Raw genomic sequence first — 3,139 nt, 5'->3', positions numbered from 1 at the left:
CGCCCGCGCCGCGCACGGCGCGCCCCCGGGCCGGCGGCCGTCCCCCCACCGCCCGCCGGCCCGAGGCGCCCCGCCGGCCCGAGGCGTTGTCGAATTCGCTTCGACGAGAAGCCTTGTCAGCCGCCGGAGATGCACATAAAGTCCGCCGGGCAGTATGCGGGAGCGCTCCCACACGCGGCACACCCCCACGGAACTCCCCCACGGAGGAGACCAATGGCTTCTCGTAAACGCCTTCTCGCGACCGCCATACCGGCCGTTCTCGCGTCGGTGGCCGCGACGTTCACGCTCATGCCGGGGTCGGCCCAGGCGGACGAGCTGATCTGTGACCAGTACGGCACCACGGTGATCCAGAACCGCTACATCGCGCAGAACAACCGCTGGGGCACCCAGGAAGAGCAGTGCATCAACGTCACCGACAGTGGTTTCCAGCTGGTGACGGCGAACGGCAGCGTGCCGACCAACGGAGCCCCCAAGTCGTACCCGTCCGTCTTTGACGGCTGCCACTACGGCAACTGCGCTCCGGGCACCGCCCTGCCCCGTCAGGTGAGCCAGATCGGCAGCGCCCCCAGCAGCGTGTCCTACACCTATGTGGACAACGCCAGTTACAACGCCAGCTACGACATCTGGCTGGACCCCGAGCCGCAGACCACCGGGGTGAACGAGACCGAGATCATGATCTGGCTCAACCGCGTCGGCCCGATCCAGCCGATCGGCTCCCCGACCGGCACCGCGAACATCGCCGGTCAGCAGTGGGAGGTCTGGGAGGGCAACAACGGCGGAAACGACGTGATCTCGTTCGTCGCGCCCTCCGCCATCACCAGCTTCAACTTCGACGTCATGGACTTCGTCGACGAGACGGTCGCCCACGGGCTGGCCGACCCGTCCTGGTACATCACCAGCGTCCAGGCCGGCTTCGAGCCGTGGGAGAACGGCGCGGGGCTCGCGTTGAACTCGTTCTCGTCCTCGTTCAACTGAGTCACCCACTCGACCGAGGCCGGGGCGTCCGCGCGGCGGCGCGGGCGTCCCGGCCCTCGGGCCCCGGTCGAGGCCGTTCGGCGGGGCATCGGCAGCGAGACGCGGGCCGCCGTGCTGGAGCTGGCGTTCGCCGGGCCCGGCGCCGAGCAGGCGATCTCGGCGGCCATGGAGGACAACGCCGGCTCGCCGCGGGTCTCGGCCAGGCTCGGCTACCAGGACGACGGGATCGCCCGGCTGGTGGTGCGGGGCCGCGCGGCGACGGAGCGGCGGCTGCGGCTGACCCGGGACCGTTGGCTGGCCCACCGCCGAACCCCCGTCGAGATCAGCGGACGTGAGCCCTGCCTCGCCCTGCTGGGCGCGGACCGGCGGCCGGCCGGCGCGCGGGGGAACGGGCTCGACGGGCTCAGACGCCGGGCAGCGGGTCCTGTTCCACGGGGTGCTCGGGCGGCCGGGGCGCGGCGCGCAGCGCCAGCTTGGCGCGGCACTCGGGGCCGAGCCCCCAGGTCCGCGCCTCCCGGTCGCGCAGCGGACGCCCGCAGAGCCGGCAGTGCACGGGCGGCCGGCGCCGCTCCTCGGGGTCGGGGAGCAGCGCCGGTTGCGGGTCCTTCTCGCCGGGTGCCATGCCCCAGGTGTACCACCCGGGGCCGGCGCCCGGCCGGTTCACTGGCCGACGAGGCCGGGCCGCAGGGTCTGCGAGAAGAGCACCCCGCCGCCCACCTCCCGCAGCCGCGCGGTGAGTTCGCCGCTGTCGCCGTCGATGGCGACCTCGCCGAAGAACTGGTAGCCCTCGGCCGGCGAGACGTTGGACGCGGTGGGGGCCTTGACGAAGACCCGGTCGGGGCCGAACGTGCCGTCGAGCGCGTTGGCCGGGAAGGAGCCCGCGTTGATCGGCCCGGTCACGAACTCCCAGAACGGCGCGAAGTCGCCGAACGCCGCCAGCTCGGGCCGGTAGTGCTGGGCCGAGGTGTAGTGCACGTCGGCGGTCAGCCACACGGTGCCGGTGATCCGCCGGCGCTTGACGAAGCGGAGCAGCTCGGCGATCTGGAGTTCCCGGCCGAGCGGGGCGCCGGGGTCGCCGTTGGCGATGGCCTCGAAGTCGGTCTCGCCGTCCGGGACCACCAGGCCGATGGGCATGTCGGCGGCGATCACCTTCCAGACCGCGCGGGAGCGGAGCAACTCGCGCTTGAGCCAGTCGAGTTGCTCGCGGCCGAGGATACCCTGCGCGTTCTCGGCCTGCCGGTTGGGCGAGTTGCGGTCGCGGAAGGTGCGCATGTCGAGGACGAAGACGTCCAGCAGCGGGCCCCGGCGCACGACCCGGTGCACCCGCCCCTCGCGCGCCCCGGGGCGCAGGCTGGGGATCGGGAAGTACTCGCTGAACGCCCGGCGTGCGCGGGCGGCCAGCACGTCGACGGACTTCTCCGTGTAGCGGTCGTCCTCCAACAGCTCACCGGGGTACCAGTTGTTGGTGACCTCGTGGTCGTCCCACTGCACGATGGCCGGCACCTGGGCGTTGAAGCGGCGGAGGTTCTCGTCGGCCAGGTTGTAGCGGAAGTTGCCCCGGTACTCGGCGAGGGTTTCGGCCACCTTGGCCTTCTCCTCGGTGGTGACGTTGCGCCAGATCCGCCCGTCGGGCAGGGCGACGGTCTCGGTGAGTGGCCCGTCGGCGTAGATGGTGTCGCCGCTGAAGAGGAAGAAGTCCGGGTCGAGTCGGCGCATCTCGTCGAAGGCGCGGTAGCCGCCCACCTCCGGGTTGATGCCCCAGCCCTGCCCGGCCAGGTCGCCGGACCAGACGAAGCGGACCCCGTCGGAGCGCCGCGCGGACGGGGTGCGGAACGTGCCGGTCACCGGCCGGCCGGTGCGCCGGTGGTCGTCGGGGTCGACCAGCGTCACCCGGTAGTGGATCCGCTGACCCGGCTCCAGGCCGCGCAGCCTGGTGGTGCCGGTGAAGTCGGTGTCGGGGCCGAGCAGCGGCCCGGCGAACCGGCGCGGCCTGCGGAACGACTCGGTGGCCGAGGTCTCCACGACCATCCGGGCCGGCCGGTCGGAGCGCACCCAGACCAGGCCGGACTCGCCGGTCACGTCGCCGACCTGGACGCCCCAGTCGGCGGACGGCCGCCCGCCGAACGCCTGGGCCGGCGCCGCGCCGGCCAGCGCGGCCCCGGCG

2 protein-coding genes and 1 pseudogene are annotated in these 3,139 nt (G+C 73.0%); 1 reads left to right on the top strand and 2 read right to left on the bottom strand.

Annotated elements, in window-relative coordinates; all coding sequences use genetic code 11:
* Window positions 1-213 precede the first annotated feature (213 nt).
* Window positions 214-972, top strand: a pseudogene (locus EBN88_RS29315) (GH12 family glycosyl hydrolase domain-containing protein); the annotation flags it as partial.
* Window positions 973-1,378: 406 nt separating this feature from the next.
* Here EBN88_RS29315 and EBN88_RS29305 read toward each other — a convergent pair.
* Window positions 1,379-1,597, bottom strand: coding sequence for a DUF6011 domain-containing protein (locus tag EBN88_RS29305; RefSeq protein ID WP_193318100.1), 219 nt, complete (start codon window positions 1,595-1,597; stop codon window positions 1,379-1,381).
* Window positions 1,598-1,635: 38 nt separating this feature from the next.
* Window positions 1,636-3,126 carry an alkaline phosphatase D family protein gene (locus EBN88_RS29300; protein WP_122400020.1) on the bottom strand — a complete coding sequence of 497 codons (1,491 nt, stop codon included), beginning with the start codon at window positions 3,124-3,126 and terminating at the stop codon, window positions 1,636-1,638.
* Window positions 3,127-3,139 lie beyond the last annotated feature (13 nt).

It is taken from the genome of Streptomyces triticirhizae (assembly GCF_003696235.1).
Taxonomy (GTDB): Bacteria; Actinomycetota; Actinomycetes; order Streptomycetales; family Streptomycetaceae; genus Streptomyces; species Streptomyces triticirhizae.
This window is presented reverse-complemented; position numbering and strand designations above follow the sequence as displayed.

Coding starts and splice junctions, on each gene's coding strand:
- EBN88_RS29305 (WP_193318100.1), bottom strand. CDS start 1,597: ATGGCACCCGGCGAGAAGGACCCGCAACCGGCGCTGCTCCCCGACCCC.